At 43.4% G+C, this 23,465-nt stretch carries 25 protein-coding genes; 20 read left to right on the top strand and 5 right to left on the bottom strand.

What is annotated here, in order from left to right; translation table 11 throughout:
* Positions 1-132 precede the first annotated feature (132 nt).
* From M3197_RS15495 to M3197_RS15445, 11 genes are all read left to right on the top strand, one after another.
* Positions 133-2,538: a Na+/H+ antiporter subunit A gene (locus M3197_RS15495; protein ID WP_251662546.1), complete on the top strand. Its 2,406-nt coding sequence runs from the start codon at positions 133-135 to the stop codon at positions 2,536-2,538.
* On the top strand, positions 2,525-2,950 hold the full coding sequence (locus tag M3197_RS15490; RefSeq protein WP_251662544.1) for a Na(+)/H(+) antiporter subunit B: 426 nt from the start codon (positions 2,525-2,527) through the stop codon (positions 2,948-2,950). The genes M3197_RS15495 and M3197_RS15490 overlap by 14 nt, the downstream gene beginning before the upstream one ends.
* Positions 2,951-3,289 carry a Na(+)/H(+) antiporter subunit C gene (locus M3197_RS15485; RefSeq protein WP_251662542.1) on the top strand — a complete coding sequence of 113 codons (339 nt, stop codon included), beginning with the start codon at positions 2,951-2,953 and terminating at the stop codon, positions 3,287-3,289.
* A complete protein-coding gene (locus M3197_RS15480; protein WP_251662540.1) occupies positions 3,282-4,778 on the top strand; it encodes a Na+/H+ antiporter subunit D in 1,497 nt (498 codons plus the stop codon). Before M3197_RS15485 ends, M3197_RS15480 begins: the two co-directional genes overlap by 8 nt.
* Before the next feature lie 23 nt (positions 4,779-4,801).
* Positions 4,802-5,284, top strand: coding sequence for a Na+/H+ antiporter subunit E (locus M3197_RS15475; protein ID WP_251662538.1), 483 nt, complete (start codon positions 4,802-4,804; stop codon positions 5,282-5,284).
* Positions 5,284-5,568: a Na(+)/H(+) antiporter subunit F1 gene (locus M3197_RS15470; protein ID WP_251662536.1), complete on the top strand. Its 285-nt coding sequence runs from the start codon at positions 5,284-5,286 to the stop codon at positions 5,566-5,568. Before M3197_RS15475 ends, M3197_RS15470 begins: the two co-directional genes overlap by 1 nt.
* A complete protein-coding gene (locus M3197_RS15465) occupies positions 5,546-5,941 on the top strand; it encodes a Na+/H+ antiporter subunit G (RefSeq protein ID WP_251662533.1) in 396 nt (131 codons plus the stop codon). Before M3197_RS15470 ends, M3197_RS15465 begins: the two co-directional genes overlap by 23 nt.
* A 529-nt stretch (positions 5,942-6,470) precedes the next feature.
* On the top strand, positions 6,471-8,828 hold the full coding sequence (locus M3197_RS15460) for a penicillin acylase family protein (protein WP_251662628.1): 2,358 nt from the start codon (positions 6,471-6,473) through the stop codon (positions 8,826-8,828).
* Between the two features lie 501 nt (positions 8,829-9,329).
* Entirely contained in the window at positions 9,330-9,686 is a 357-nt protein-coding gene (locus tag M3197_RS15455) for an ArsR/SmtB family transcription factor (RefSeq protein WP_251662626.1), read from the top strand.
* A complete protein-coding gene (locus M3197_RS15450; RefSeq protein WP_251662531.1) occupies positions 9,679-11,787 on the top strand; it encodes a heavy metal translocating P-type ATPase in 2,109 nt (702 codons plus the stop codon). The genes M3197_RS15455 and M3197_RS15450 overlap by 8 nt, the downstream gene beginning before the upstream one ends.
* A gap of 27 nt (positions 11,788-11,814) precedes the next feature.
* Positions 11,815-12,921 carry a GNAT family N-acetyltransferase gene (locus M3197_RS15445; protein ID WP_251662529.1) on the top strand — a complete coding sequence of 369 codons (1,107 nt, stop codon included), beginning with the start codon at positions 11,815-11,817 and terminating at the stop codon, positions 12,919-12,921.
* Between the two features lie 41 nt (positions 12,922-12,962).
* Here M3197_RS15445 and M3197_RS15440 read toward each other — a convergent pair whose 3' ends face one another.
* Positions 12,963-13,118, bottom strand: a complete 156-nt coding sequence (locus M3197_RS15440) for a lmo0937 family membrane protein (protein WP_125101451.1) — start codon at positions 13,116-13,118, stop codon at positions 12,963-12,965.
* 132 nt (positions 13,119-13,250) lie between these two features.
* On the opposite strand from M3197_RS15440, the gene mntR reads away from it, so the two are divergent.
* The 5 genes from mntR to M3197_RS15415 all read left to right on the top strand — a co-directional run bounded on the left by mntR (position 13,251) and on the right by M3197_RS15415 (position 16,445).
* Entirely contained in the window at positions 13,251-13,658 is a 408-nt protein-coding gene (mntR, locus tag M3197_RS15435; protein WP_025785473.1) for a transcriptional regulator MntR, read from the top strand.
* 37 nt (positions 13,659-13,695) lie between these two features.
* Entirely contained in the window at positions 13,696-14,556 is an 861-nt protein-coding gene (locus tag M3197_RS15430) for a CvfB family protein (protein ID WP_251662527.1), read from the top strand.
* Positions 14,557-14,610: 54 nt separating this feature from the next.
* Positions 14,611-15,495, top strand: a complete 885-nt coding sequence (locus M3197_RS15425; protein ID WP_251662525.1) for a DUF1002 domain-containing protein — start codon at positions 14,611-14,613, stop codon at positions 15,493-15,495.
* Between the two features lie 64 nt (positions 15,496-15,559).
* Positions 15,560-15,841: a GNAT family N-acetyltransferase gene (locus M3197_RS15420; protein WP_251662523.1), complete on the top strand. Its 282-nt coding sequence runs from the start codon at positions 15,560-15,562 to the stop codon at positions 15,839-15,841.
* 124 nt (positions 15,842-15,965) lie between these two features.
* Positions 15,966-16,445: a DUF4064 domain-containing protein gene (locus M3197_RS15415; RefSeq protein WP_251662520.1), complete on the top strand. Its 480-nt coding sequence runs from the start codon at positions 15,966-15,968 to the stop codon at positions 16,443-16,445.
* 50 nt (positions 16,446-16,495) lie between these two features.
* Here M3197_RS15415 and M3197_RS15410 read toward each other — a convergent pair whose 3' ends face one another.
* Positions 16,496-16,993: a GNAT family N-acetyltransferase gene (locus tag M3197_RS15410; protein WP_251662518.1), complete on the bottom strand. Its 498-nt coding sequence runs from the start codon at positions 16,991-16,993 to the stop codon at positions 16,496-16,498.
* 180 nt (positions 16,994-17,173) lie between these two features.
* Between M3197_RS15410 and M3197_RS15405 the strand changes: the two genes are divergently transcribed.
* From M3197_RS15405 to M3197_RS15395, 3 genes are all read left to right on the top strand, one after another.
* Entirely contained in the window at positions 17,174-17,551 is a 378-nt protein-coding gene (locus tag M3197_RS15405; RefSeq protein ID WP_251662516.1) for a YbyB family protein, read from the top strand.
* A gap of 294 nt (positions 17,552-17,845) precedes the next feature.
* Entirely contained in the window at positions 17,846-18,700 is an 855-nt protein-coding gene (gene yidC, locus M3197_RS15400) for a membrane protein insertase YidC (protein ID WP_251662514.1), read from the top strand.
* Positions 18,701-18,790: 90 nt separating this feature from the next.
* Positions 18,791-19,039, top strand: coding sequence for a hypothetical protein (locus tag M3197_RS15395; protein WP_251662512.1), 249 nt, complete (start codon positions 18,791-18,793; stop codon positions 19,037-19,039).
* Between the two features lie 45 nt (positions 19,040-19,084).
* Here M3197_RS15395 and M3197_RS15390 read toward each other — a convergent pair whose 3' ends face one another.
* Positions 19,085-20,248, bottom strand: coding sequence for an MFS transporter (locus tag M3197_RS15390; protein WP_251662509.1), 1,164 nt, complete (start codon positions 20,246-20,248; stop codon positions 19,085-19,087).
* A 180-nt stretch (positions 20,249-20,428) separates the two neighbouring features.
* On the opposite strand from M3197_RS15390, the gene M3197_RS15385 reads away from it, so the two are divergent.
* Positions 20,429-21,286: a M15 family metallopeptidase gene (locus tag M3197_RS15385; RefSeq protein ID WP_251662507.1), complete on the top strand. Its 858-nt coding sequence runs from the start codon at positions 20,429-20,431 to the stop codon at positions 21,284-21,286.
* 71 nt (positions 21,287-21,357) lie between these two features.
* Here the strand turns inward: M3197_RS15385 and M3197_RS15380 are convergent, their stop codons facing one another.
* Together M3197_RS15380 and cls are read right to left on the bottom strand one after the other, a co-directional pair.
* On the bottom strand, positions 21,358-21,609 hold the full coding sequence (locus M3197_RS15380; RefSeq protein WP_251662505.1) for a hypothetical protein: 252 nt from the start codon (positions 21,607-21,609) through the stop codon (positions 21,358-21,360).
* Positions 21,610-21,671: 62 nt separating this feature from the next.
* Positions 21,672-23,123: a cardiolipin synthase gene (gene cls / locus M3197_RS15375; RefSeq protein ID WP_251662503.1), complete on the bottom strand. Its 1,452-nt coding sequence runs from the start codon at positions 23,121-23,123 to the stop codon at positions 21,672-21,674.
* Positions 23,124-23,465 lie beyond the last annotated feature (342 nt).

Raw genomic sequence — 23,465 nt, 5'->3', positions numbered from 1 at the left:
TCACGGAAACTTTTCTATGGATTCTTGAAAACCCCGTACAAGTATTGCTACGATTTTACAGGCTTTCACCGTCCGTTAGAAGTCTCTGATGATAGGACCCGTGTTTTCTTTTTTGATTGGGGGTACGACGAAATGATGATTCCTATACTTATTTTGGTGCCTTTTTTGGCATCGCTTTTTGTCCCATTTCTTTATACATATGTTCGTAGTAAGAAAATCGGTTGGATGGTATTACCGGTTCCATTGATTTTATTTGTCATTCTTAGTTTTCAGATTCCAAAACTTGCTTCAGGCGAGAACCTATTCTACACCATCCGGTGGTTGAACGCTGCCGATATCCACTTTACCACGCATTTAGACGGTCTCAGTATGATTTTGGGATTGCTCATCACAGGCATGGGGACGCTCGTTGTCATGTACTCCATTTATTATCTATCTGAACGAGAAGCACTTGGTCGTTTTTATATGTATCTGTTGTTGTTCATGGGTTCCATGCTCGGTGTCGTCTTTTCAGATAACGTCTTGGTCCTCTACGTATTTTGGGAGTTAACGAGTGTTTCATCATTCCTGCTCATCGCTTTTTGGCATCAGCGGAAAAATTCTCGAGCTGGTGCGAAAAAGGCAATGCTCATTACAGTGACAGGTGGAATTGGCATGCTCGTCGGATTCCTTATGTTGCACCAAATGACGGGGACTTATAGTATCCAAGAGATGATTGGTATGGCAGAAATGTTATCGACGAACGAGCTTTTCATCCCAGCGATGCTTCTTATTCTACTTGGAGCTTTTACGAAATCTGCACAATTCCCATTCCACATCTGGCTCCCAGATGCGATGGAAGCGCCGACGCCGGTCAGTGCTTATTTACACTCGGCTACGATGGTCAAAGCTGGGATCTATCTTGTTGCGCGCTTCATTCCTGTATTCGGTGAAAGTGAAATTTGGTTCTATTCAGTGACGTTCGTTGGGCTATTGACCTTGTTATGGGGTTCGTTCAACGCAGTTCGCCAAAACGATTTAAAAGCGCTCCTGGCCTATTCAACAATCAGTCAGCTAGGATTGATCATGAGTTTACTTGGAATCGGTTCAGCTGCCATGCTGGACATCCCAGGGTCGGATAAAACCATCTATACAGCCGCGGCGTTTGCAGGACTATTCCATTTAATTAACCATTCCACATTTAAAGGTGCATTATTCATGATCATTGGAATCGTAGACCATGAACTCGGGACGCGGGATATTCGGAAACTCGGTGGTCTCGCTGTGTTCATGCCGATTACATTTACGATTGCACTTGCAGGTAGTTTTTCAATGGCGGGATTGCCTCCGTTTAATGGATTTTTAAGTAAGGAACTCTTCTTGGAAGCGAGTCTCGCTGTGCAACACTTGGCGTTACCAGGTGTCCACATTTGGATTCCGATTGTCGCATGGGTAGCGAGTGTCTTTACATTCGTATACTGCATGATTATCGTTTTTCAAACATTTTTTGGCCGCCAACAGCAACAGCCTGCATGGGTCGACCGGGGAGCGCATGATCCGCGTCCTGGAATGCTCGTTGCGCCATTCATTTTAGGGGGACTGATTGTAGGACTGTTCTTCTTCCCGAACGTACTAGGGAAATGGATTTTGAAACCAGCAATGGCGGCGATATATCCGTCGTTTGTAAATCCTGAATCACTAGTCCCGCACATTGCAGCTTGGCATGGATTGAATCCGGCACTTTGGATGACGATTGGAATTATCCTAATCGGTACGATTCTCTACATTTTCTTACGACAGTGGAGAAGGATCTATACAATTGCTCCATTCAGTTGGAAAATCGATAATATCTATGCGTTGTTGCTCATCCAGCTTGAAGGCAACTCCTATCACCTAACGAATAAGTACATGACGGGGCATTTGCATCGTTATTTTACGTACATTCTGCTGTTTTTCATCGCAATGATGGGGATTGCGTTGAGTTTTGTTTGGCGTCTAGCGTTTGACTTTTCAGAGGATTCCGTTGTGACGGTCAATGAATACATTCTCGTGATGGTCATGATGTCTGCAGCACTTGCCATTCTTTTCGTGAATTCTCGTTTGATCGCGATTCTACTGAATGGTGTCCTTGGATTTACAGTCGCATTTCTATTCGTCGTCTTGCGGGCACCCGACTTGGCACTTACCCAAATCGTTGTAGAAACGGTAACTACAGTTTTGTTCTTGTTGACATTCCGCTTTATGCCGGATTGGAAGAAAGAGCGACCACGTCGTTCAGTGAAGATTTTAAATGCGTTCATCGCGGTGGCATCAGGACTAATTGTCATCATCACAGCGCTTATGGTTCAAGGGAATCGCTTGTTCGACCCGATTTCCGAGTACTTTGAGGATGCGAAAACGCTCACGGGTGGGGGCAATATTGTTAATGCGATTTTGGGGGATTTTCGTGCGTTTGATACAATGCTCGAAATTGTTGTCTTGTTGATCGGTGGACTTGGTGTCTATGTGTTGATCAAGTTAAAACATAAAAAGGACGGTGACGGCAATGAAAATCAATGACGTCATCTTGCGCACTGTCACGAAAATTGTTGTGTTCATCATTTTAACGTTCGGTGTTGAGCTCTTCATCTCCGGGCATAATGACCCGGGCGGAGGATTCTCAGGTGGGCTCGTACTCGCTTCGGCGTTACTGTTGCTGTACATGACGTACGATATTGAGACAGTTCATAAAGGAATTCCGTTTGACTTCAAGAAAATTGCGGGACTTGGCGTGTTTCTAGCGGTCGCAAGTAGTGCAGTGCCTATGCTGTTTAACAATCAATTTTTGAACCAGGCAAAAGGGGATTTTGCGTTGCCAGTTTTTGGAGTAACAGAGCTTTCGATGGTGCTACTATTTGAAGCTGGCGTTGCACTTACCGTCGTGGGTGTCGTCGTGACAATTCTTTTGACGATTAGTGAGGATGTGAGTTGAATGGAGACCTTAATTACATTACTTGTAGGCGTTCTCGTCATGGTGGCGGTCTATTTACTGCTGTCCCGAAATTTTGTGCGGATCATTTTAGGAACTGCGATCCTTTCTCATGCCATTCATTTACTGATCCTTACAATGGGCGGATTGAAAAAAGGGGGAGCTCCTTTACTGACTGAAGAAGGTTCGACATATTCTGATGCGCTTCCGCAAGCACTCATTTTGACCGCAATCGTTATCAGTTTTGCTGTCACCGCGTTCCTCCTCGTACTCGCATACCGGATTTACAGAGAAACGGGTGCGGATAATTTGGATGATGTTAGGAGAGAATTCGATGACTAATGCACTCGTAATGCCTGTTCTCATTCCGCTGCTTACTGCGATTGTGCTGACATTCTTCCGCAATTCGTTCATCCTGCAGCGCACCCTCAGCTTCATAGCAACTGCAAGTTCTGCTGGAATCGGTGTGTACTTGTTGTTGCGAATCCAATCTGAAGGCATTCTACGATTGGATTTTGGTGGTTGGGAGCCACCATACGGCATTCTATTTGTCGGAGATTCGTTCGCACTGTTACTAGTTACGGCTGCTGCAACAGTAACAAGCATTATCTTGCTATACGCATTTTCGACGATTGGAGAAGCATTTGAGAAGATGTATGTCTATCCATTTATGCTTTTCTTGCTAGCGGGCGTCAACGGCTCATTTTTAACGGGAGATGTCTTTAACTTATTCGTCTGTTTTGAAGTGATGTTGCTTGCGTCGTATGCGCTCTTGATTCTAGGAGGACGTAAAGTCCAGCTCGTTGAAGCATTTACTTATATTACAATTAATGTCCTAGCCTCATGGTTTTTCCTCCTTGCGATTGCGTATTTGTACGGTGCAACGGGGACGCTCAACATGGCGCAATTAGCAGAGCGTGTTGCTGAAAATGGTCAAGGGCCAGTGCTAACGGTAATTAGTCTGATCTTTTTACTCGTCTTCAGTTTGAAAGCGGGGTTGTTGCTGTACTTTTGGCTCCCTGGTTCCTACAGCGCGCCTCCTGCAGCGATTGCAGCGTTGTTCGGCGCTTTGCTCACGAAAGTAGGGATTTATGCCCTAATCCGTATGTTCACACTTGTGTTTCATCATTCTCCGGAAATTACGCAGTCAATTATCGGAATCATGGCTGCATTGACGCTAATTGGCGGAAGTATCGGAGCACTTTCATCAAATGATATCCGGCAAATCATAGCCTATAACGTGGTCATTGCGGTGGGATTCATCCTCGTAGGGCTTGCTGCTGGAAACGAACTTGCGTTGCAAGGTTCAATTTATTACGTTTTACATGACATGGTCGCAAAAGCGATGCTGTTTTTAGCTGGAGGGTTGATGATTTCATTGACAGGTAAGGCGAAAATTGGAGAGCTCAGTGGATTGATACGGAACTATCCAGCATTGGGTTGGTTGTTTTTCATCGTTATGCTATCGCTCACCGGAATTCCACCATTCAGTGGATTCATCGGGAAAGTGTTGCTCGGTGAAGGTCTGATTGAAGCAGACACGTATGTGTTGCTGACGCTAGCGTTCCTGTCGAGTTTGTTCGTGTTGTATTCATTATTGCGCGTTTTCCTCAACTGTTTCATGGGGGAAGCAATCATCGGCAGCGAGGAACAAGTCGTGTTGAAGAAGCGTACGTTGCTACCTATTGTGATGCTTGGCATCTTGACGCTCGCAATCGGGTTAGGAGCTGACGCGATTGCACCATTTGTAAATGACGCGGCATCGACATTGGTCAATCCGCAAACATATATTGAAGCTGTATTAGATAAAGAAGCGTTGCTGAAACAATAACGCAGAGGAAAGGGGACGGGAGAATGCCAGGTCAACTGTTATTGAACTTATTCATTGCGTTTTTATGGATGTTGCTCATCGATGAAGACGAATTGCGTTTTTCCACGTTCTACGCAGGCTTTCTCGTAGGAATTGGTATCCTATTCTTCATGCACCGTTTTTTCGGCACACGCTTCTATTTACGTCGCGTCTACGCTGTCGTCAGGTTATTTTTCATCTTTGTCTGGGAATTGATTCAATCGAGTGCGGTCGTGTTGAAGCAGATTTTAAGTCCACGATTGAAGATTGAACCAGGAATTTTCAAGTATGAAACCATATTGCGGAGTGACGTTGAAATTACGATGCTCTCGATGCTGCTGACTTTGACGCCAGGTTCCGTCGTAATGGAAGTGACACCGGATAGTGATGCGTTGTACATCCATGCGATGGACGTCCAAGAATCACGTGATGGGTTGATCAAACAATTGAAGAACTTCGAAAAAGCGATTATGGAGGTGACTCGATAATGATTCAGATCATGCTAGGGATTTCTGTTGTGCTGTTTGCAATAACAATTGCGATAGCCGTGCTCCGACTCATTATCGGGCCTTCCATGCCGGATCGTGTAATTGCGATGGATGTTGTCGGTGTGAATCTAATTGCGATGATTGGAGTCGTATCTGTTGTTTACGGAACGAAAGCGTATTTGGAAGTCATTCTGATTCTGGGAATCTTGTCGTTCATCAGCACAATTGCCTTTTCAAAATATATTGAGAGGGGGGTTATCGTTGAACGGAAACGAGATCGGTGAATTCATCGGAGCACTGCTAATCCTGTTGGGAAGTATTTTTAGTGTCATCAGTGTGTTCGGGATTATCCGATTACCGGATGTTTATACACGATCCCACGCGGCTACGAAAAGCTCCACGCTCTCGGTATTGCTAACACTGATTGGCGTGTTCCTATACTTTCTATTCCATGATCATTTCGTCAGCGTCCGTGTGTTGCTAGGCATCGTGTTCGTCTTCCTAACAGCTCCAGTTGCGGGGCACCTGATCATTCGTGCAGCATATCGCTCAAAAGTGGGACTCGCAGACATTTCAGTAGAAGATGAACTATATGAGGTCATTCATGAAGATAAACCCATGAATGATGAGGAGACGGAAGATGAGGAGCGCTCATAAAGCGTAGGAAGTGCTCATAAAAGCTGGAAAGTGATCATAAAACATGAGAAGTGATCATAAAAGCTGGGAAGTGATCATAAAACGTGGGAAGTGCTCATAAAAGCTGGGAAGTGCTCATAAAACGTGGGAAGTGCTCATAAAAGCTGAAAAGTGCTCATAAAACATGAGAAGTGCTCATAAAAGCTGAAAAGTGCTCATAAAGCATGGAAAGTGCTCATAAAACATGAGAAGTGCTCATAAAAGCTGGAAAGTGCTCATAAAACATGAGAAGTGCTCATAAAAGCTGAAAAGTGATCATAAAGCATGGAAAGTTAACATAAAAGCTGAAAACTGCTCATAAAGCATGAGAAATGCTCATAAAGCCACCAAACTGATCATAAATCACAAAACTATTCCCTGTACTTATACAGGTGGACACGCAATCCCTTTCATTCTGGAAGGGATTTTATGGCGGTGCAACGAATATAGATTAAGTACTGTGAAAAATTAGAAATGGGGGGAAAGTAAAGTGGCAAAACATAAAAAGAAAATGGGGAAACCAATGAAAGTCCTTCTATGGTTCATTGCTACACTTGTAGTAGTAGCCACAGCTGCACTTATTTTTGTAAACGTTTACATAGGGAAGTCGAAGCCCGTGATTGAAGGAAACGCTCAGCTCACTGTATTAGATGAAAATGTAACCGTAACTCGAGATGAAAATGGCGTCCCGCATTTAGAGGCCAAGTCCGATGCCGATTTGTATCGTGCACAAGGCTACGTTCATGCTCAGGATCGTTTGTTTCAGATGGATCTTGCACGTAGACAGGCAAGTGGACGATTGTCCGAAGTTGTCGGTGCCAAAGCGATTGATACCGATAAACAGTTCCGTACATTTAGCTTGAGAAATGCAGCAGAGAAATCATTCGACACTTATAGCGATGATGCCAAACAAGTTTTGGGATGGTATGCAGATGGCGTGAATGAATTCATCAAAGAAGTAAAAGACAATGGAAAATTGTCCTATGAATTTAAGTTGCTCGGCTATGAACCTGAACCATGGACACCAATCGACTCACTGACAATTGGAAAGTATATGGCGTACGACCTTGGTGGAAAATGGACGCCTCAAGCTATGCGCCACTGGGCACTTAATAATTTCTCTGAAGAGAAAGCTCAAGATTTGTTCATTACGTATCCGGAGAATGCAGAATCCATTATGGAAGCAAATCTAAAAAATCCAGTTCAAGTCGCAGGACAGTTTGACCCTGGATTACTTCCACACGAATTCAATGGAAGTAACAACTGGGTTGTCTCAGGTGATAAAACAAAATCAGGGATGCCACTTCTCGCGGATGATCCGCACTTAGGACTGAGCACGCCTTCGATCTGGCATCAAATTCACTTGAAGTCTCCAGAGCAGAATGTTAGTGGGGTCATTTTTGCAGGGATTCCTGGCATTATCCTCGGGCATAACGAAAAAGTCGCATGGGGAGTTACAAATGTAGGGCCAGACGTCCAAGATCTCTATATTGAAATCCCGAACCCGGAGGATCCGACCCAATTCCAATATGACAACGAATGGGAGCAAGCCGAAGTGCGTGATGAGACAATTAGCGTGAAAGGGGAAAAAGACGTACCTTTCGAAGTGCTAGTCACTAGGCACGGGCCGATCATTACAGATGTCATTTATAAAGATGAAAAACCAGACGCTGTGTTTTCGATGCAATGGACGGCACTCGAGCCGAGCAATGAACTTGAAGCAATCATGGATTTAAACAAAGCCGACGATTGGGATTCGTTTGAAACGGCATTGGAAGCATTCAGTGCTCCCGCGCAAAACTTTGTCTTCGCTTCAACGGACGGTACAATTGCGTTCAAAGCAAATGGAAAAATTCCGATTCGTAAAAAAGGAGACGCTCAGCTACCGGTTCCGGGAAATTCCTCGGAATACGGATGGGACGGTTATATTCCGTATGACGAATTGCCGACTGTTGTGAATCCTAAAGAAGGGTTCATTGCCACTGCTAACAACGAAGTAGTAGATGAAAAGTATCCCTATCACATTACAAAGTTTTGGGCACAGCCGTATCGCTATGAGCGCATTGCAGAAGTGCTTCGTGATGGAGACGATTTTACAGCGGACGATATGATGAAGTTACAAATGGACCAGAAAAATTTACATGCAGAAGAGTTTCTGAATTCTCTAATTATGTCCATTGAAAAGATGGACCGAAAAGGGAGATACAAGGAAATTTTGGCTCAGATGAAAGATTGGGATCAGGTGGATTCGGTGAATGCATCGCAGCCTCTCGTATTCCATAAACTTATGAAACAATTGCCGGTGACGATGTTTGCATCAGATATGCCAGCAGATGTCTATGAGTTCATGCCCGGAAAGCCGCAGTTAACCGATCAGTTCTTGCGCAATGCGTATTCCGGGAATCCTTCTACTTGGGTGGAAGAGTATGGCGGAGTCGACCAATGGGTATATGATGCGTTTGAAAAAACGATTGCAAGCCTGAAAGAAGATTATGGGGATAAATCAGAGAAGTGGCAGTGGGGAGACTTCCATCAGCTCGTATTCCCACATCCATTATCGAGTGCTTCACCGATTTTACAGCGTTTCTTGGATCCGAAAAAGCAACCTGTCGGTGGATCAGGTATTACAGTTCAAGCAGCGTCGTTCAAAGACGATGGTAGTGCGAATCACGGAGCCTCATGGCGCTTTGTGGCGGATCTAGATGATCTTTCAAAGGCATATCATATTGTAGGTCCTGGTCAAAGTGGGCACGTGAAGTCGCAATGGTTCCACGACCAAGCTGATGATTGGGTTCGCGGAGATTTCCATGAGACTGTTTTAGACGGTGCCGTGAAAGACGGAAACGTGTTGACGTTGGAAGCAAAATAAGTAGATGAAGCAGAGGTGTAAGTTGCCTCTGTATTTTTGTTTGCTCTAATAGAGCTGCATTTTTTCTAGGGATACCCTAATACTCCGGATGCTCATAAATCTCAAAAAACGCTCATAAACCTGGGAAAGTGATCATTAATCAGTAGAAACGCTCATAACCCTAGGAATGTGCTCATAAATCTTTAAAAGTGATCATAACCACACAATTCCGCTCATAAAACTCAAAAAATGATCATAAACACCTCGCCCCCTATCGCTCGCGGCGAGCCCTTTCTTCACCAGCACCCTCAATCGCGAAAAAGTGCACTTCACCAATCAAAAACCAAGATTTATTTGGTCTGCTTCGCTTTGCGAAGCCATTTAGTACAAAAAAGTGAAGAGCGAAATCGCATTTCATTCAAATCATCGTTTGATAGTAGTTGCAAATCGTCAGAATAACGCATATACTAACTTTACAATCAAACGAACATTTGAATGATGAGGAGGCGGATGAATTTGAAAATGGTAGATATGTGTGATGAACAGATTATTCACGATGCGCTTGTCGTCGAAATTCAAGAGGAATTGCCCCGCGTTGGAAATATGGTGCAACTGTTTAAAGCACTTGCAGATGAAACGAGACTCAAAATTGCGTATTCATTAACATTAAAACAAGAGCTCTGTGTTTGTGATGTCGGTGCTATTATTGGTGCATCCAACGCGACAGCCTCTCATCACTTACGATATTTGAAAGAAAATGGATTAGCTCGCTCGGAACGAAGGGGCAAGATGGTTTATTATTCACTTGCAGATGATCACGTCTTACAACTAGTGAAAATAGCTCACGAACATACGATGGAAGGTGAAGAGAATGGCTGAAACGAACAGGACTGAATATCGTCTCGAAAACTTAAGTTGTGCCAACTGCGCCATGAAATTTGAAAAAAACGTCAGTCGACTTCCGAACGTCGAAGCGGCTACCGTCAACTTCGGTGCGAGTAAATTGTCATTTGCAGGTGACGCAACCGTCGACGAGCTGGAATCTGCAGGTGCCTTTGACGGCATCCGGGTCGTACCAGTTTCTCAGCGTAAGCCAACCAAGAAAACACCGTTCTTCAAACGGAAAGAGAACATTGTTTCGTTAATTTCGCTCATATTCCTAGCGGCAGGTCTATTCACTTCTAGCAAATATGGAGAGACCAATACCACTGCAATCATCTTATTTGCAATAGCGATTGTGGTAGGAGGAACTTCGATGTTCATCGACGGGCTCAAAAACTTAGTACGCCTTGAATTCGATATGAACACACTCATGACAATTGCGATTATTGGTGCCGCAATCATCGGGGAATGGCGCGAAGCCGCTGTTGTCGTCCTTCTGTTTGCAATCAGCGAAGCACTCGAATCCTACTCCATGAACAAAGCTCGGCAATCCATCAGTAGCTTAGTGGACATTGCACCGCCTTCAGCAACCATCAGACGAAATGATGAGATGTTCGAGCTACCGACTGAAGACATCCGAATTGGAGATGTCTTAATCGTCAAGCCGGGGCAAAAAATTGCCATGGATGGAACGGTACGCTCAGGGTTCTCAACCGTGAACCAAGCTGCGATTACAGGCGAATCTGTCCCTGTCACCAAGAAAGTAGACGACATTGTTTTTGCAGGAACGCTGAACGAAGAAGGATCTCTAGAAGTAACAGTCAACAAATTAGTAGAAGACACGACAATCGCTAAAATTATTCATCTTGTTGAAGATGCGCAGGCTGAGAAAGCACCTTCGCAACAATTCATCGACAAGTTCGCGAAATACTATACACCAGCCATTATCGCAGTTGCGGCGCTGACAGCTGTCATCCCCCCACTTCTCGGAGCAGATTGGCAAACTTGGATTTATCAAGGACTCGCTGTTCTTGTCGTCGGGTGCCCTTGTGCGCTCGTCGTATCCACACCTGTTGCAATTGTCACAGCAATCGGGAACGCAGCACGTCAAGGCGTGCTCATTAAAGGCGGCGTCCACCTGGAAGAAATGGGGCATATCAAAACCGTTGCGTTTGATAAAACCGGGACTTTAACGAAAGGCTATCCTGAAGTCACGGATATCATCACCTCAAATGGAATAGAGGAAGCGCATCTCCTTCAGTCAGTCGCAGCAGTGGAGCGCCTCTCTCAACACCCATTGGCAAGAGCGCTCGTCAATGCATCTGAAGCGCGCAACCTCGAAGTTGTACCAGCGGAAAACTTCCAATCCGTCACAGGTAAAGGGGCAGTTGCTGTTGTAGAGGGCAAAAGTGTTTCTGTCGGAAGCCTCCGATGGATGGAAGAACTCGCGGAACTGCCACAATTAGCGAAGGTCCAAGCTGCAGACATGCAGACTGAAGGGAAATCTGTGATGGGCGCTGTCATAGATGGTGCATTTGCAGGGCTCTTCGCAGTAGCGGATCCAGTTAGAGAAGAAAGCAAACTTGTTCTTGAACGATTAAAAGAAATCGGCGTAGATACTACAGTTATGCTGACAGGCGATGACCCGAAAACGGCGCAAGCGATTGCTGCTCGTTTAGGCATTGACGACGTTCGTGCTGGACTCATGCCGGAAGACAAACTCAATGCAATCCGTGAATTGAGCGAAGGCAAGAAACGAGTAGCGATGGTCGGAGATGGCATTAATGATGCACCAGCACTTGCTGCAGCCTCCGTAGGGATCGCAATGGGTGGCGCAGGGACAGACGCCGCATTAGAAACTGCTGACATCGCATTGATGGCGGACGATCTCGAACAATTGCCATATACCGTGAAATTGAGTAGAAAAACATTGCGTACTATCAAAGAAAACATTATGTTTGCAGTAGGACTAAAAATTGCTGCACTGCTTCTCGTCATCCCGGGCTGGCTGACGCTATGGATTGCAATCTTCGCGGATATGGGTGCAACACTGTTAGTTGTGTTGAATTCACTTCGATTAATGCGAATCCAAAAGTAAGGAGCGGTCGTTTGGAGGAACTTCCTAATGCAACTTAAAGAATGGACAATGGTGGAGCAAGAACAGCTGATCCACTTCATGACAACAAATACATGGCCATTTCACATGCAAGAAAATTCAGGGCGTGAGTTAATCGAAAAAGCGATCCGAGAAGGTGGATACGAGTCAGATGAAGTGAAAACATTTTGGCTCGTCAACGACAACGGAGAAAAAGTAGGCATCGCAAAAATCCATGACTTACAAGACGATGTCCCTTTGTTCGATTTACGTATCGCAGATCGCTATCGAGGCAGAGGATATGGAGCAAGTGCACTGCGACTCATGGCAGACTATGTGTTTGGATTGCCGGAGGGGAAAAACCGGCTAGCAGGTCACACGCGACATGACAATTTAGCAATGCGCAAAACTTTCGAACGGTCAGGCTTTGTAAAAGAAGGACATCTGAGGCAAGCATGGTTTTCTCCAGAAGAAGACCAATATTACGATGCTATAACGTACGGAATCACACGAGATGACTATATGGCAGGGAAGAAAACTCCAGTAATCTGGGAAGATAACGAAAGCTCACAGACGATTCAAGGAATCCCTGATTTTCCGGACCAATTTGAATCAGAACGTTTGTTGATTCGTATGCCTTCACTAAATGACGTTTCTGACGTGAATAACGCAATCCTTCAAACATTACCTACTTTGCGTCGGTGGATGCCGTGGGCGCATAAGCCACAAAATCTAGCGGACACAGAACAACGGATGCGACAGGGAATTGCGGATTTCATCACAAAAAAAGATCTCAGACTTCACTTGTTCGAAAAACAAACAGGGGAATTCATTGGCTCATCAGGATTGCATAGAATTGATTGGTCAATTCCGAAATTTGAAATTGGCTATTGGTTAGCAAGTGGTTCTGAAGGAAAAGGGTACATGACAGAGGCTGTAGAACGAATTACGGAATTTGCATTGGATGAACTAGGTGCACACCGAGTGGAGATTAGATGCGACGAACTCAACAAAAAAAGCCGTGCCGTTGCAGAACGGGCAGGCTTTGAACTAGAAGCTGTTCTGAAAAATGATGATCGGTCGGCTGATGGCACACAGTTGAGAAACACGGTCGTATATGCAAAAATTAGCCAGTAAACGTGAAAAAGGGATGTCGGTGAAAACCGACATCCCTTTATTTAAACTGACCGTCTACCAGAAATCATATTAAGAATAAATACGATTAGTGCGATGACGAGCAAGATATGAATAAGGCCACCACCGATTTTGAAAACTAGGCCGAGCACCCAGAATGCAATTAGTGCTACAATGATAATCCAAAGTAATTTACCCATGTGTCGTTCACTCCTTTCGAGATTGTGATTTAATTGGTTATGTTGTTTAGATACCCAGCAACAAAATGTGTTAAACACGTAAAAAATTATTTTAGGATATTAGGCTATAAAATGTTACCGGAGGTGCTTGGATTGGCAACACCGAGTATGGAAGACTATATTGAACAAATTTACTTGCAAATTGAAGCAAAAGGTCAGGCAAGAGTTTCGGATGTCGCAGAATCGCTCGCCGTACTTCCATCATCAGTTACGAAAATGGCGCAACGCTTGCACAAAGAAGGTTACGTCATTTATGAACGATATAAAGATATCAGCTTAACCGTACGCGGTCGTAATTTTGGTGAACGTCTGGTGCAACGACATGAATTGCTAGAACAATTTTTACGAATAATTGGAGTGAAGGAAGAAAATATATACGGAGATGTAGAAGGAATTGAACATCACTTAAGCTGGGACGCGATGGATCGAATTACAGATCTTGTACAAGCAATGAATGAAGACAAAAGCTTCGTGACTGCACTCAAACAGCGCAACGAATAAGTTTACTAACAATTATTTAAGGAAATGGGAGAATAAGATGACAAATACATTTGCAGGAACAGTTCAAAAAGTTCGGGTACTGGAGCTTGAAGGCTCGCGCTGGTCACTCGATTTAGATGGAACAGAATTGTATATGAACGCTTCTGAAGCACCGGAAACACTACAAACAGGAGACACTCCAGACGTTTTCCTATTCATGAATCGTCGTGGGGAACTCGCGGCATCGATGCAATTGCCACACATGACAATGGGAACGTACGGCTGGGCACGGGTATTACGGGTCGACGACAAGTTCGGAGCATACGTTGATATTGGTGCAGCTTTCGAAGTACTCGTGAACAAAGCGGATCTGCCTCATGTCCGAAAGTTATGGCCAAAGATTGATGATGCGCTGTATATGACACTTCGAACAGATCCAGCAGGCACGATCTTCGGACGACTCGCGACGGAAGAACGCGTACTAGATGTCATGGGAATTGCAGAACAATGGCGCATGAACGATAATTTAACCGCACGTCCTTACCGGTTGCTACCAGTAGGAGCGTTCTTGCTAAGCATTCCTGATAATTTCCGGATATTTATCCACGCTAGCGAAATGGCGTCCGAGCCACGTCTTGGAGAAGAGCTTTCAGTTCGAATTATTGATGTACAGGAAGACGGAACTCTAAATGGGTCACTACTTCCTCGTAAGCAGGAACGTTTGGACGACGATGCAGAAATGATTTACGCATATTTACAAGAGACTAACGGTAAAATGCCATTTACCGATAAGTCGACACCTGAGGAAATCGAGGAAATGTTCAACCTAAGTAAAGGCGCTTTCAAACGAGCACTCGGCAGATTGATGAAAAACGGTAAGATTGAACAGCGGGATGGTTGGACATCACTCAAAGATTGACGGGAACCTTTTAGCTAAAGATTTCGTATGTATTGGAAACGAGGAGGTAAGAAAATGAAACGAACGCTTACTGCTAGTCTTGCATTGATGCTCTCTGTGGGACTATTGTTACCGAACAGTGCATCAGCAGAATCGACCATTAATGAAAAGCTGGGAGTACCAATCGTAGTTTACGGTGCCAACCTTTCCGATGACGAACGGGCTAGTGTGAAAAAGAGCTTAAAAGTTGAAGAAGAGGCAGAAGTAGAAGAAATTGAAGTAACAGGTAAAGATCTTGTTACGTATATTAAAGACGGCGATCCGAATGCTCGTATGTATTCTTCAGCGAAAATTATGCGGCAAGATGCAGGTAAAGGGCTTGTGATTTCGATTGTTACGCAAGACAATATTACTCAAGTCACACCAGACATGTATGCGACAGCTATGCTGACTGCAGGGATTGAAGATGCTAAAGTGGAAGTAGCAGCCCCTAAGAAAGTTACTGGTCATTCTGCATTAGTCGGTATCTACAAAGCTTATGAAGTAAGTGGAGAATCACTAGATAAGGAACGTACGGATGTAGCCAATGACGAATTGGATGTTGCGACGACGCTATCTGAAAAAGGTGTAGACAAAGACAAAGTTGCTGAACTATTGACGGATATTAAACAGCAGATTTCAGACAAAAACCCTGCGACTAAAGAAGACGTCGAAAAAATTGTCAAAGAACAACTAGAAAAGCACAAAATAGAGCTAAGTGACGCTGATCGTCAATTATTAATTGACTTGATGAACCGGATTAGTAAATTAGATATAGATTTCTCTAAATTTTCTCAGCAACTGGATGATATGGCTACAAAGGTTAAGGACAAATTAGGTGAAATTGATCCCGGTTTTTGGGATAAAGTCAAAGAATTTTTCCAAGGGCTTGTGGATTCAGTGAAATCCGTGTTTCAATAACTAAGTAAGTATCGTTGGATTATCTAAATACCCGAATCATCCAATTAAAAGGGAGGCTGTTCTCATGGAATTTGAATACAAAGATCTCGGAGGAGATGCGTATGCATTTCGCAAGCAGCAAGATGGTAAAACGCTAGCTGAAATTACGTGGACACTTCTCGGAGATGTCATGGTCATGGATCATACTTTCGTTTCGGAAGAACTTCGTGGTGGAGGCGTTGCGAAGAAACTTTTAGACCGTGCTGCTGACTATGCTCGGGAAAACAACCTGAAGATGGAAGCGGTTTGTTCATATGTAGTAACCGCGTTCAACCGATACGAAGAATACAACGATGTGAAAGCATAACGAAAAGTTAAAGCGGAACGCTGTGTTTAGGCGCTCCGTTTTTTTAGGAAATACCTAAAAAATGAAACGTTTTGTGAATTCAGTCGTATAGTAGACTACAACTAGAAAAAGTGAGGCGATGTAAGTGAATCGAACGGCAGAAAAAGTATTAGGAATCATAGGATTGGTATTTACAGTATTCGGAATTATAGCATCTGTTTTTGGTGCGGTCATATTTAAAATGTTTAGCTCAAATCCTGATCTTCGCACGGAAATGGAAATGGACTTGTATTCAGATCCTGCAATGACACCGGCAGATATCGATATGTTCTTTACAATCTTCAATGCACTCGGAGGATTCCTGTGGCTAGGAGTTGTATTCCTAGTTATAAGTTTAGTACTGACAATTATCGGATTGGTCAACATTTGGAATAACAAAAATCCGAAACTTGCAGGAATCATGTTCATAATTGGAGGATTAACAGGAGGTATTCTTTCTCTTACTTCAATCTTACTTTATATCGCAGGTATTCTCTGCTTGACGAAGAAACCTAAAACAATGGTTCCTGATGAACACATCATTACTGACACACCTCCAGAAGATGGCGGTATGCGTCCATTGTAAATAATAAAAAAACGTCCTGTTCGGTAGGTTCCGAATAGGACGTTTTTGAATTAGATGCATAAAGCGGATTGCCGAATCATATAAACATATTGTGCTGTTTCAACGGGAACCCCTTCAAAGTCTTCATCGAATACTTCAAGTAACTCAAAACCTAGCTTCTCATAGAATGCTTTTGCGGGATCATTTAAATCATCTACGTATACGAATAGCTTCATAGCATCACTCAGTAGCGTCAGTGCACCAGCAAATAGCTCCATCCCTATGCCTTGTCGCTGATAGTCTGGAAGGACATAAAGTGCGGTCAGCTCGGCATCTCCATCAACATCAATTTGAGTCATGTTGAAAAATCCAACAGCACGTCCGTCGCGCTCAGCGATTAAAACCTCTGTCTTTTCCATACGCTTCAATAACATGGGCGTTGAGTAAGCGCTATCGAGAAATTTTTGTTGAACAAATTCAGGCAAAAGCTCTTTATACGTATCTTTCCAAGTGGCACGGGCAATGTGTTGGACGGCAGCAATATCTTCCTCAATCATTTGTCGAATCATTGCGCTTTCACCTCATCATTCCTTTCTCTCATCATAACAAATGCAGGTATTGAAAACTAGCGATAGTCAGACTTGTCATGAAAATGAAATGTTAGTTGCGTTTGGCAAAGTAGAAGTGGGGTATACTTGTTACATGGACCTATACTAAAAGTTAAGTAAAAATTTGGAGGTTTGATTTTCATGGCTAAAAAACGTAATGGTATTCTACTTGCAACAATTGCAGCCGGAGCATATGCGTATTTCAGTAAAAAAGAGAATCGTGACAAAGCGCAAGTAGCTGTGAACAATTTAGTTACGAAAGTCGATTCTTTTGTTCAATCTAAAAAAGCAGACTACTCGGACCAAACTAAACGTGGCATGTCCGATCCGTACGATTTCCAAGACAACAAAATGGTGAGCGAAGGAGCTCAAACTAGCGTTCATTACTACAACCAAGTGGTTGAAGATAAAGGGAAGGCCTCTAAAGAAGATGGTCTTTATCACAAAAAAGAAGACAAAGAAATTACGGACGAGCTTGAGTCTAAAGAAGCAAAATCGGATTCTGTAAAGTCTAAGTGAAACTAATGAAACGCTAACCACTATCAGATTATCTAAATAACACGTGATTCATCGCCTGATTAATTACAAAACCTGCAAAGTGTCTAAATTGTCACCAAATGCAGGTTTTTTTGTATTGTTCATAAGAAATCAGTTTTTTCATAATAGGTTTCGTTGTAATTGTGAACGGGATTAGGGTATACTTTTTGAAGAGACGACGACCGTCTGTAATTGAAAAAAACCCGTTAGTCAATCTGCGGTTTCCTATGAAAATCCGGATTGCTAATAGTTTGAAAAATAGTGAAGGTGGATTTCGTGAAAAAAAGAATTGGATTTATAACGATGTTGGCTACAGCCGCAGTGTTATTAAGTGGTTGTACGAGTGTTGAGGAAAAAAGAGGGACGTTCTATGGAATATTTGTAAAACCAATGGACTGGTTGCTTCATACTCTAGGAGAAGCATTTAACGGAAGCTATGGACTCGCAATCATCGTCATCACGATGGGGATCCGATTAATCCTAATGCCGCTCATGTTGAAGAACTACAAGTCACAGCAAGAAATGAAAGTGAAAATGGATGCGTTGAAACCTGAAATGGAAACGATCCAAAAACAGATGAAAACAGCTAAAGAAGCAGGCAACAAAGAAGAACAGATGAAGTTACAACAAGAAATGATGGGCCTCTATTCAAAACATAATGTGAATCCGTTAAACATGGGTTGTCTTCCATTAGTGATTCAAATGCCAATCATTATGGGTCTGTACTTTGCAATCTTGTATGCTGATGATGTAGTGAAAAGTCATCAATTTTTATGGTTTGAGCTAGGGAAACCTGATATGATTATGATGCTTGTTGCAGGTGCTGTGTACTTCGTTCAAGCAAGAGTTTCACTTTGGACGATGCCAGAGCAGCAAAAAGCTCAAATGAAATTATTTGTCTACATTTCACCAATTATGATTATGTTCATCTCGTATCGAGTGGCTGCTGCACTCCCTCTTTATTGGGCAGTAGGTGGTTTGTTCATGATTTTCCAAACATATCTCGGACGTAAATTCTACTATAAACACACTGCAGCAGAACTAGCTGTTGAAGCTGACGGTCAGGTCGATGTAGAAATTGTCGACCCAGAAGATAAAAAACATAACAACAGCAAGAAAAAAGGAAAGTAACTTTTATAGCTAAATCAGCCGGAGAGCTTACTCCGGCTTCTTTTTTAATTACAAAACATAAATCTGACTGTGAAATGGAGGAATATGCTGATGAACAGTAAATGGATATATGGAATCGGTATTGTCTTAGCAGGCGCATTTTCACTCTATTTTATTGTCAAGCTAGATTTGCAAAATGCATTGATTGGCATGATTGCGCTGTTTGCTCTCACAAATAGCGCTCGAGCTAAGCAATTCAAGAGTCAAGGGATGATACGTGAGTCCCGTTGGATGCAAGGGCTCTCCATGTTATTTGCGATTGCCCTCGCAGTCATCTTGTTTTTAAGATTGTTAGGATGAAAAAAGGAAACGGCCATGCGCATGGAGCGCTGCTGTTTCCTTTTTTTAGTATGAAAGCTTTCGTCGAGTAATGAGAACGATAAAGATGGCAGGGATTGTACAGGCCGCCATGCCTAAAAAAGCGAGTCCTGGCGAGATATCATATAAATACCCTGCGGGAATCGTTAAAAAAGCTGTACTCAAGCTCATAGCGAATGCTGCATACATGCCTTGCGCAGAGGCGATCTGCTGCTTTGGAAGGCGAGTGGATATATATTGGATGAATGCATAATGTGCTATACCGAAAGAAATTGCATGTAACATTTGTGTAATAACGAACACGGCTGTAATCGGAAACAGGAAAACAATTATCCAACGAACGGTTGAACCAATAGCGGCAATTAAAAACATCGTTGAAATCTTTACATTTGCTAACAATCGGTCAGAAACGCGGAAAAAAAGAATCTCGAACAACACAGCAACGTTTAAGATAACCCCAATCCAAAACCCTGAAACATTCAGATCATCCAGGTAAATAAAGCCAAAGCTATAATACGCAGCATGAGCTCCTTGGAGCAAGACAGCTAATATCGTGACGACCAGAAACCCTTTTGTTTGGAATAACGTCCTTAACTTGGTCTGAGAGACATTTGAAGAAGTACGTTCAGGTGCCATATCAAGAACTGCAGGTGCACCTCTCATGAAAAATAAGACAGCGACAGCAAGGCCAACAATCATTAAATATAAAATCGATTGCTCATTCCAAATGGACGTCGCTAGACCCACGAGCAGTAACGCGATTGTATATCCAATCGATCCAAACGAACGGCTTTTCCCATAATTGATCCGCTCAGACTGCATGAGTAGAGTCGCACCACTCTCGACAGCGGGTAAAATCATAGGATAAACTGCACTGAACAAAATCGTAATCACTGCAAGGGCCCATAATGGAGAATTAGGTAAGTATAGAATGACGAGCAACAGTGAGAGGATCGATAACCCTTGCACCACTCTTCTTAGAGAGTGTCTATGGGTTAATATAGGGAATACGAGAAAGGTAGTGAGCGCTCTTGCTGCCATTCCGATGCCCATGATGACACTGGCTGTAGAAACCGTGAGACCTTTTTCAATGGTCAACCATCCGGTCCAGTAGGGAAGAAAGATTCCCCACGTAAAGAAGAAAACAAAAAAACTGGCAGAAAGCCATCGTTGGTTAGCCAATAGAATCATCCTTCATCTAAAAAAATCAAACTGAAAAAGTAATCATAGCACACACTTTTAAAAAAGGCACAGTAGTCCTAAGCCAGAAATAATGGTAGACTATGAAATGGACTGTTTGTAATGATCCTGTAATATACAAGAAACTGAAAATAGATAGCAAGAGAAACAATGAAAGAAGGCAAATTTTTTATGAAGCGAAGACAAGAAAGAAGACGAACGAGCAAGAAACAGTCTAAAGGGCTAAAAGCGACGTTACTAATTGTCATAGCAGTTATGATTGGACTGATTATTTGGATTGGCACCAATGATTGGAACGTTGAGAAAACACTAGAACAAGCGGGTTTATCGAAGTCTGATAGTGAAAAACCACAGTCCTCCCCTGGGACAGAAGACAAGGAAGAAGAGAACGAACAAAATTTGCCTCCTGCAGAAGTAGAGCCGGCTCCTCCTGAAGAATCAGCAGAACCAGACAAGGATGGCACACCTTTTGATGGAGGTTATGTGGAGGGACAAAAATTGCCAAGTGAACCGACCTATGTGAAAAACATCTTGATTGCTAACAAAAAATATCCGCTACCGGAAACGTTTGCACCTGGTGAAAGTAAAGAAGCTCGTGCTGCATTTGAAGAAATGGCTGCGGAAGCTAAGCTCTCCAGTTTTAACTTAACAGCGTTCAGCACATACCGTTCCTACGACTATCAAGTAACACTTTACAATCGTTATGTGGATCGCGACGGAATAGAAGCAGCAGATCGCTACAGCGCACGACCTGGTTATTCAGAACATCAAACGGGTCTGGCATTTGATATTGGTGAAGTGAATCACGAAAAACACTGGGCATCCTCATCGTTCGGTACAACCGAAGCAGGCAAGTGGTTGCTGGCAAATGCACATCGCTATGGTTTCATTTTGCGCTACCCGAATCACAAAGAAGATATTACAGGGTACATGCATGAGGCGTGGCATTACCGATATGTTGGTAAACCAATATCTGAACAGATTTTCAAGAAAAATATCACACTCGAAGAATACCTTGGAATAGAATGATGAAAAGGGCTGCCAGCGCAGTCCTTTTTTCTATGGGGCGGTTGTCGCAGTTGCATTGGAGTTGTTAGTTTTTATGGAATCCGCTCAAGCGAGCCGCGAATCTGCTCAAGCGAGCCGCGAATCCGCTCAAGCGAGCCGTGAATCCGCTCAAGCCAACCAATAATCCGCTCAAGCGAGCCGCGAATCCGCTCAAGCGAGCCGCAAATCTGCTCAAGCCAACCAATAATGCGCTCAAGCGAGCCGCGAATGCGCTCAAGCCAACCAATAATCCGCTCAAGCGAGCCACGAATCAGCTCAAGCGAGCCACGAATCCGCTCAAGCAACCCAACCCCACACAAAAAAACAGGCTACCTCCAAATAGAAGGTAGCCCGACACGTGAACGCATTATAAAATAGGTGACAACAATCGCGAAATGGACTCTTTAATCTTAATCGTCCGTGATCGATTCAAATACATATCGTAAGTTAACTCGGTCGATAACTGAATGTCTTGTTCAAATAGCTCGGCGAGTTCACGAGACTTCTCGCGATCGTAGATGAACGCATTAATCTCAAAGTTGAGACGGAAGCTTCGCTCGTCAATATTGGCTGTACCAACAGTCGACAACTCATCATCCACAACAATTTGCTTCGCATGAATGAACCCATTCTCGTAAATGTAGACGCGTGCTCCAGCTTTCAGTAAGCTGCCGATATTCGAATACGTCGCCCAGTAGACAAACATGTGATCCGGCTTATTCGGAATCATAATCCGCACATCTACGCCAGACAAGCATGCGATTCGAAGCGCGTCCAAGAAACTAACGTCGGGAATGAAATACGGCGTTTGAATATATATATAATCTTTGGCAATGAAGATCATCTTTAGGTAGCCATCTTTGATTTGTTCCCATTCTGCATCTGGGCCGCTCGATACGATTTGCATTCCAACGGACCCTTTACGTGGTATGACAGGGAAGTAGCGATCGTTGTATTGAACTTCGCTCGATGCCAGTGCCTGATTCCAATCCAAAAGAAATCGGGTTTGCAACGGATGTACGGCGCTTCCTTCAATACGTAAGTGTGTATCTCGCCAATAACCGAACTTCTTACTCATTCCGAGATATTCATCGCCTACGTTGAATCCACCAACATATCCAATACGACCGTCGATCACTACAATTTTTCGGTGATTACGATAATTCAAACGTGGGTTGATGAGCGGCATTATGGCAGGGAAGAATGCTGCAGCTTCTCCACCAGCTTCTGTTAGCTCTTTTAAATGTTTGACGTGTAAGCCTCGCGAGCCGATATCGTCAAAGAGCACACGGACTTTTACGCCAGCTTGTGCCTTCCTTACAAGAACCTCCATAATTCTGCTTCCGAGTTTGTCGAGTCTCATAATGTAATACTGGAAATGGATATGATCCTTGGCACTTTCCAAGTCCTCGATAAGTGCTTCAAATTTTGCTGCACCATCATTAAAGATTTCCACATCGTTGTCTTGTGTTAACACAGCATGATTATTTCTTAAATGCAAATAAATCATATCGTGGTAATGAGCGGTATCGTCGAGTTGGAATTCGAAGGTTTCGTCTTCGATCGCTTCCATTTGGTAGTCAATTAAGGTCTCGATACCGATACGATCACGGCCGGACCAGCGAAATAAGTGTCGTTTTCGTAACTGTCTTCCAAGAAGCAGGTAGATAATAAATCCAAAAAGAGGAATGAAAAATAGAACAAGGAGCCAAGCCCAAGTAGCCGCAGCATCACGTCGTTCTAAAAAGATAAGAACTCCTGCAAGCAGGACGTTTAAAATTAGTACTGCAATCGTAAGAAAGGTGATAATTCCTGCCATTGTATGCCGCCTTTCTGGAAATGTATTGTATTTCTATAGTATACATGAACAAAGGGATTTGTCTCTGAAAACAAGAGCACGTGCACTCAAATAAAAAATGAAAGAAATGAAAATCGCTCATTTCTTTCAGTCCTTCACGAAATCAAGATTATGACCGTAACTTTTCCTCGTTGCAACCATAACTCATATAAGAAAACTGACACGGAACTGAACGACATTGTGACACCAGCTAACCAAAGGGAAATCGTGCCTGCAATGTAAACGAACTGCTGATGAGCTTCAAGAACTTCTCATTACCGAGCAACAATATCGTCTATTTTATAACGCATTCCGTGACAAGGA

It is taken from the genome of Sporosarcina aquimarina (assembly GCF_023715615.1).
Classification (GTDB): domain Bacteria; phylum Bacillota; class Bacilli; order Bacillales_A; family Planococcaceae; genus Sporosarcina; species Sporosarcina aquimarina_A.
Note: the sequence above shows the minus strand (reverse complement) of the source record. Positions and strands in the feature narration are given on the sequence as shown.